Genomic DNA, 6,793 nt, shown 5'->3' with positions numbered 1-6,793 from the left:
GGCCGCGGGCGGCCGGGCACGGCTGCGCTGATTCATCTATCCACGCTATGCGTATGACATGACTCAAATCGGTGAAGAACACGCTCATCCTCATCTGAGTACGACAGCGCCACCCGGGTGGCCGGACACCTGATGCCGTGACGGGCAAGGGCCACCGTTCCCTGCTTCCGGACACCCCGTTCGGGCTCGGCGGCAGGGCGTGCGGGGGATGGCCCGCACCAGCGTGACGAGCACCGGCGAACCCCTTCCGGCCACAGCGACCACGCCCCGGACTACCCCGTTCGGCGGCGTTGACCGGCACGATCCCGCGCAACTTGGATCCCGGCCCTCGGGATCCTTCACAGGCGAGGACGCGCGTGACCCCTCGATCGGTGGCACCGGAACGCGTGCGGTTTCGCGAACCGTGCTTTCGGGGCGGCGGAGGCGGCGGGGCAGTTCGCGCGTCACCGAGGACCGCCGCCGCGCCGAATACGCCGGGCTCAGTCCCGAGACGCCCAGGGGCGGTGGTTCGATTGCGGCGCCGGGGCCGCGCCGGGCGGGGCGTATGGAGCCTGTTGTCGCGGCGGGACGTGCCCGTGCTGCCAGGCGCCTGCCGACTGCGCCTCCAGTTGCTCGAAGGCGTTCCGTGCCGCGCGGGAACCCTTCACCTCGGTCGGGATTCCCCACAGCGCCGCGGCGTCCTTGATGTCCTTGGCGAACCACGGGAGTTGCTCGGCTGCGATGAAGTTGAGCGTGTGCTTGGCCGAGCCGCCGTCGCGCCGGGTCGCGTGCAGCGTCACACTGCTCGGCGCCTCACCGGTGCCCAGGCGGAGCTTGACGGTGACGGAGACGATGTCGGCCCAGGCGACCTGCCGCGTCTTGGACATGCCGTACAGCACCATGCCCTGCGCACTAAGCGCGATCTTGCGGTGCTTGTAGACGTAGTGGCCCAGCACCACGAACAACGAGAGCGGCACCGCGAGCGCCGCCATCGCCCCCTGCGGCAGGCCCGTGTCGCTCGCGATGTCGGCGAGGTCCAGCGGCAGCAGAATCAGCGGAACGACGGCCGCCAAGAGCAATTTGCCGAACTTCTCGCCTTGCCACAGCACGTAGTCCGGGTATGGGACGCGGTTGCCGGTCCCCTGAACGCTCATCCCACTTCTCCCCGCAGTCGAGTCCCCCCTGTCTTCCGGGCCGGCGGCCCCCTGCGCCGGTCGTCGGGGGAGCCTATCGACGCCGGACGAGCGCCCGCCGGGCTGTCGCGCCGCGCGGATAGAATGGGCGGTCGGCGTGCCGTACACGCGCGCATCCCCACCCCGTCAACCCAGGGAAGCCACGTTGTCGCTCACCATCGGAATCGTCGGTCTGCCCAACGTCGGCAAGTCCACCCTGTTCAACGCCCTGACGAAGAACAGCGTGCTCGCGGCGAACTACCCGTTCGCGACGATCGAGCCCAACATCGGGGTGGTCGGGGTGCCGGACGCTCGGCTGCACAAGCTCGCCGAGATCTTCGGCTCGCAGAAGGTGCTGCCGGCGACCGTCGACTTCGTCGACATCGCGGGCATCGTGCGCGGCGCCTCGGAAGGCGAGGGCCTGGGCAACAAGTTCCTCGCCAACATCCGCGAGTCGGACGCGATCTGCCAGGTGATCCGCGTCTTCACCGACCCGGACGTCGTCCACGTCGACGGCAAGGTCTCGCCGAAGGACGACATCGAGACCATCAACACCGAGCTGATCCTCGCCGACCTCCAGACCATCGAGAAGGTCCTGCCGCGCCTCCAGAAGGAATCGCGCCTGAAGAAGGAGTCGGCGGAGGCCGCCAAGGCGGTCGAGGAGGCGCAGAAGGTCCTGGAGAGCGGTCGGACCGTCTTCGCCGCCGGCCTCGACTCGGCACCGCTGCGCGAACTGCACTTGCTCACCGCGAAGCCCTTCCTCTATGTCTTCAACGTCGACGAGGACGAACTCCTCAACGAAGACCTGAAGAACGAGATGCGCGCGCTGGTCGCACCGGCCGAGGCCATCTTCCTGGACGCCAAGATCGAGTCCGAGCTCATCGAGCTTCCCGACGACGAAGCCCTCGAACTCCTCCAGGCCCTCGGCCAAGAGGAGTCCGGCCTGTCGAACCTCGCCCGTGTCGGCTTCGACACCCTCGGCTTGCAGACGTACCTCACCGCGGGCCCCAAGGAGGCCCGCGCGTGGACCATCCGCAAAGGCGCCACGGCCCCCGAAGCCGCCGGCGTCATCCACACCGACTTCCAGCGCGGCTTCATCAAGGCCGAGGTCATCGCCTTCGACGACCTGGTCGAAACAGGCTCCCGCACCGACGCCCGCGCCAAGGGCAAGGCGCGCATGGAGGGCAAGGACTACGTCATGCAGGACGGCGACGTGGTCGAGTTCCGCTTCAACGTCTGAGGGCAAACCCCGGCCAGTGGTACCGTAAGTTGTACCACTGGCCGAAGGGTGTAGCCATGTCCATCACCGCGAGTGAAGCCCGTAAGGCTCTCTTTCCGCTGATCAAGAAGGTCAACGACGATCACGAGGCCATAGAGATCGTCTCCAGGCACGGGAACGCCGTGCTCCTCTCGGCCGACGACTATGCGGCGCTGCGGGAAGGCTCATACCTGCTGCGTTCTCCGGCGAACGCAAGGCGCCTGCTGAAGGCCTACGAGAATGCCTTGGCCGAACGAAACGTCTCCGAGCGCGAGCTGATCGACCCCGCGGCGGCGGACTTCGGCGTGGGCACCGACACGTGAGGCTTGTCTTCGAGGATCAGGGTTGGGAGGACTACACGTCCTGGCTCAGGAGCGACCGCAAGATTCTCGCGCGCATCAACAGGCTCATCGACGAGGCGAGGCGTGATCCCTTCTCGGGCATCGGCAAACCCGAGCCCCTGAAGTACCACCTGCCAGGGGCGTGGTCACGCCGGATCGACGACGAACACCGTCTGGTTTATCTGGTGACGGACAAAGAGATCGTGATTCTCGCCGCCCGCTACCACTACTGACCGTCAGGTGGTCAGGCCGGCGGGCTGAAGAGTTCGAGTTGGATGTCGTCGGGGTCGCGGAAGCTCAGGACGCAGTCGGCCGGGGTGTCCGCGATCGGCGAGTGCTTGACGCCGTGGGCGGCGAGGTGTTCGGCCCACGCGTCGAGGCCGGCGCGGTCGGGGACCGCGAGCGACAGGTGGTCCAGGCCCGCGCGGGCGGGGTCGAACGCGGTGCCGTCGTTGCCGTGGTGCTGTTGCAGGCCGAGGATCAGACCGCTGTCGTGCATGCAGATGCGCTGGGTGAAGGTTTCGCCTTCGAGGGACATCCGTTCGGTGAAGCCGAGGACTTCGGTGTACCAGCGCGCGCTGGCTGCCACGTCCGAGACGGACAGTGACACGTGTGAGATGCCGGTGAAGCCGGGCATGGGACCCCCAGGGATTGCGGCCGGATCAAAGGCGTGCACGACGGTGTTCCGCCGGGGAGTGCTCGATTTTTCTGCGAACGCACCCTACCCGAACGGAAGTTCACGGGGTACGGCCGATGTGTGCCGGATCGGCGGAGGACGCGGCGCCACCGATGCGGCGTGGTGTCCACTGAGCGCACGCGGAAAGCGCACGGTCGTATTCCGTTTCCCATCCCGGCAGATGGTGTCGCCTCACGCGTAAATCCGATCCTGCTAGCATCTCGCCGCATGGTGACGGACAATCGGCCCAGCGGCTGGTATAGGGATCCCTCGGGTCGGCCGGATACGCTGCGTTGGTGGAACGGGACTTCCTGGACGGACGATTACCGTGCGCAGTCCGACTTCCTGCAAACGTCGGGCACCAGCACTTCCGGAGGAAACCACGAGCCGCCTCCGGCGGGTCCCCAGCCGGGGTTCGCGGTCCAGGACGCGGCCGCGCAGCCGACCGTTTCGGCGGGCGCCCCTCCGTGGTCGCCGGCCGCTGATTCCGGGTCGCCGGCGCCGTGGCCCGGCAGCGAGCGCCCCATTCCGCAGCCCGTCGCCTCTGTGCAGTTCGAAGCGGTCGAGCCCAACCGTACGAAGAAGCGGGTGATCATCGGCATAGTCACGGTGGTCCTCGCGGCCGCGACCGGCATCGGGGGCTACCTCGTCGGGACGTCGGGGGACGACGACAAAGCGGGCGGTACGGCGAGTTCCTCGTCCGGTCCCTCCGGCAGTCCGAGTGCGCTGCCCAACGACGTTGCCAGTCCCGAGGGTTTCGCGGGCACACCGCTTGCCGGCGGCAACCCCATCGCGGGCGGCCAGGTCATTTCCGGCCCCAAGAACAAGATGAAGTTCTCCGTGCCCGCGGGCTGGACGCCGCAGGTCAACCCCAAGGCGACGAGCGAGGAGGCGCGTTATGTCCTCGACCCGTACCAGTGCACCGGGCGCGTCGACAACATGTGCGCCCGCGGCCTCGTCGTCCAGAACCTCCGTCTGCTGAGCGGCGGTTGGTCCGATCTTCCGTCGCTGACGCTCGGCATGGGCCAGGAGCTGATCACGGCGCAGTCGGGCGGCACCGCCCCGCCCGGAGTCACCGGTCCGCTGAAGCACAAGGCCATCACCATCCAGGGCCTGGACGGCTACCTGGCCATGTGGGACCTCCCCATGCTCGCCGGGCAGTCCGCGCCCAGCAGTTACTGCGGCGTGCTGACGGTGCGCACGGCTGCGAACTCCCCGGAGATCGCGGTGCTTCAGATTTGCCTCGACAGGACCAGCGAGGCCCCACAGGCTTCCCTGATGGACCAGATCGCGAATTCGATAACCATGCAGCCCTGAGCACCGCATGAACGACAAGAAGAGGGTGGGCCGAGTGTCCGCGACGGGGGGTGGCAGTCGCCGGGCTCCTCGGGGGCCTGTGCGGCGTGCCAACAAGCGCGAACGCCGCAACCGGCAGGCCCATCGGGCTTACGTCGCCTGCGCCGACGTGTCGGGGCCGCTGACGAGCCCGCCGGATGAGGGCTACCGGGTCCGGTTCCGTCCGGTCGCCTCGATCGGTGCGAAGTTCGCGTTGACCATCCTCGTGGTGGTCAACGCGCTTGCCGGACTGGCGTTCGTCGGCTGGCTGCTGCTGCCCGAGCACGTGCCCGGCGCGGGCGTCACGTGGATCCAGGGGTGGAAGCTCACCGTCGCGCGCGTCGCCTTCTGCGCGGTGGTTCTCGTGGAACTCGTCCGCCTCGTCCAGAGCGTCGCGGTCTGGGTCTTCGCGTTCCGTGCCAAGGACCCCGTGCCGGTGGAGCCGCCGTCCGGCCTGCGCGTCGCGGTGCTGACCACGATCGTCCCGGCGAAGGAGCCGATCGACATCGTCGAGCGGACGCTGCGGGCGATGAAGGAGATCGAGTACGACGGCCAGGTCGACGTCTGGATTCTCGACGAAGGCGACGACGACGCGGTGAAGGAGATGGCCGCCCGTATCGGTGTGCACCACTTCAGCCGCAAGGGCCGTCCGGAATACAACCAGGCCGAGGGCGAGTTCCGCGCCAAGACCAAATCAGGCAACCACAATTCGTGGCGGGCGGAGCACGAGTCGAAGTACGACGTGGTCGCCCAAATGGACCCCGACCACGTCCCGCTGACCTGTTTCCTTCAGCGCACCCTGGGCTATTTCCGGGATCCCGACGTCGCTTTCGTCGTCGCACCGCAGGTCTACGGCAATATGTACGACAACTGGGTCGCCCACGGCGCGTCCGTGCAGCAGTACCTGTTCAGCGGACTGGTCGAACGCGGTGGCAACGGAATGGACGCTCCGCTGCTGATCGGCACCAACCACCTTTACCGGCCCGCGGCGTGGCGCCAAATCGGCGGCTACCAGGACTCGATCATCGAGGACCACCTGACCAGCATGCGCGTGCAGGCCACGGACAATCCGGAGACCGGCAACCGCTGGAAAGGCGTCTACACCCCGGACGTTCTGGCCGTCGGCGAAGGCCCCACCTCCTGGACGGACTACTTCAACCAGCAAAAGCGCTGGGCATACGGCATCTGGGAGATCCTGCTCCAAAAGAAACTGCGGTCCGGCATTCGGCTGCGGCTGCGGCAGCGGGTGCTGTACGGGTTCGTGCAGTTCTACTATCCGAGCGTCGCGGTGACGACGGTCCTCGGCAGTCTGGCGACGGCGACCTATTTGCTGCTCGGTGTGACGTCGATGCGTGTCAACGGCATGCATTGGCTGGCGTTGTGGGCGGCAAGCATGGGTAGTTGGTTCGTGCTCTGGCTGTGGCTGCGTCGCTTCAACCTCGCCGCCCACGAACGACGCGAGATCGGACTGGCGGGCATGGGTCTCGCCTTGTTCGCCGGTCCCGTCTATGTCGCGGCTGCCGTCGCCGCGTTGTTCCGACGGCCGCTCGCCTACGCGGTGACGGCGAAAGGCGAATTGCGCAGTGCCGAGTCGTTGGCGACTTTCCGTCTGCACCTTATGTGGGCGGGTTTCTCGGGCGGTCTTCTCGCGGCGAGTTTTGTGTTCTCGCACGATTTGGTGGTGCTGCGGTTTTGGGCCGGTGTCAGCCTAGTGACGGGTTTGATGCCGCCGCTGATCTCGGCGTTCACCGGACGCCGCATCGCGAAGGACGCCCGGCGCATGCGCCGCCGCGAGGGCCCGACTCAATCCGTGCTGCCCTCGCCCCGCGCGTCGGACGCGCTGCCGGCGGCGGACCACACGGCAGACCCCGCGGCAGACCCCGGAGCCGCAGAACAGGCCTCGTTCGACCAGGCCGATGCGGGCGAGTCGGCCCCGGGCCACTCCGCGCCCGCGTCCGATCACCGCGAATTCGACGCACTGTACGACGAAGCCGCCGTGGGTCCGCCGACTCGGCAATGGGCCGGGTGACGG

The 6,793-nt window shown here is 67.7% G+C and carries 7 protein-coding genes and 1 pseudogene; 6 read left to right on the top strand and 2 right to left on the bottom strand.

Annotated features, from left to right (window positions below):
* Positions 1–479 precede the first annotated feature (479 nt).
* The gene (locus ACRX5W_RS09455; RefSeq protein WP_436787559.1) at positions 480–1,133 is read right to left on the bottom strand and encodes a hypothetical protein; all 654 of its coding nucleotides are present in this window, start codon (positions 1,131–1,133) and stop codon (positions 480–482) included.
* A gap of 184 nt (positions 1,134–1,317) precedes the next feature.
* On the opposite strand from ACRX5W_RS09455, the gene ychF reads away from it, so the two are divergent.
* The 3 genes from ychF to ACRX5W_RS09440 are packed head-to-tail and all read left to right on the top strand — an operon-like array spanning position 1,318 to position 2,983.
* Positions 1,318–2,391: a redox-regulated ATPase YchF gene (gene ychF, locus ACRX5W_RS09450; protein ID WP_436787558.1), complete on the top strand. Its 1,074-nt coding sequence runs from the start codon at positions 1,318–1,320 to the stop codon at positions 2,389–2,391.
* A gap of 56 nt (positions 2,392–2,447) precedes the next feature.
* Positions 2,448–2,732 carry a type II toxin-antitoxin system Phd/YefM family antitoxin gene (locus ACRX5W_RS09445; RefSeq protein ID WP_436787557.1) on the top strand — a complete coding sequence of 95 codons (285 nt, stop codon included), beginning with the start codon at positions 2,448–2,450 and terminating at the stop codon, positions 2,730–2,732.
* The gene (locus tag ACRX5W_RS09440; RefSeq protein ID WP_436787556.1) at positions 2,729–2,983 is read left to right on the top strand and encodes a Txe/YoeB family addiction module toxin; all 255 of its coding nucleotides are present in this window, start codon (positions 2,729–2,731) and stop codon (positions 2,981–2,983) included. Before ACRX5W_RS09445 ends, ACRX5W_RS09440 begins: the two co-directional genes overlap by 4 nt.
* An 11-nt stretch (positions 2,984–2,994) precedes the next feature.
* On the opposite strand, the gene ACRX5W_RS09435 is transcribed toward ACRX5W_RS09440, so the two are convergent.
* Positions 2,995–3,387 carry a VOC family protein gene (locus ACRX5W_RS09435; protein WP_436787555.1) on the bottom strand — a complete coding sequence of 131 codons (393 nt, stop codon included), beginning with the start codon at positions 3,385–3,387 and terminating at the stop codon, positions 2,995–2,997.
* Positions 3,388–3,654: 267 nt separating this feature from the next.
* On the opposite strand from ACRX5W_RS09435, the pseudogene ACRX5W_RS09430 reads away from it, so the two are divergent.
* The 3 genes and pseudogenes from ACRX5W_RS09430 to ACRX5W_RS09420 all read left to right on the top strand — a co-directional run.
* Positions 3,655–3,747: pseudogene (locus ACRX5W_RS09430) on the top strand (DUF2510 domain-containing protein); the annotation flags it as partial.
* A 225-nt stretch (positions 3,748–3,972) separates the two neighbouring features.
* Positions 3,973–4,743, top strand: coding sequence for a hypothetical protein (locus ACRX5W_RS09425; protein ID WP_436788053.1), 771 nt, complete (start codon positions 3,973–3,975; stop codon positions 4,741–4,743).
* Between the two features lie 79 nt (positions 4,744–4,822).
* Entirely contained in the window at positions 4,823–6,790 is a 1,968-nt protein-coding gene (locus ACRX5W_RS09420) for a glycosyltransferase family 2 protein (RefSeq protein WP_436787554.1), read from the top strand.
* The last annotated feature ends 3 nt before the right edge of the window (positions 6,791–6,793 follow it).

Origin of the sequence: Yinghuangia sp. YIM S10712 (assembly GCF_051388935.1) — a bacterium.
Lineage (GTDB): Bacteria > Actinomycetota > Actinomycetes > Streptomycetales > Streptomycetaceae > Yinghuangia.
The sequence above is the reverse complement of the archived record's forward strand: the minus strand, read 5'-3'. Positions and strand labels throughout refer to the sequence as shown.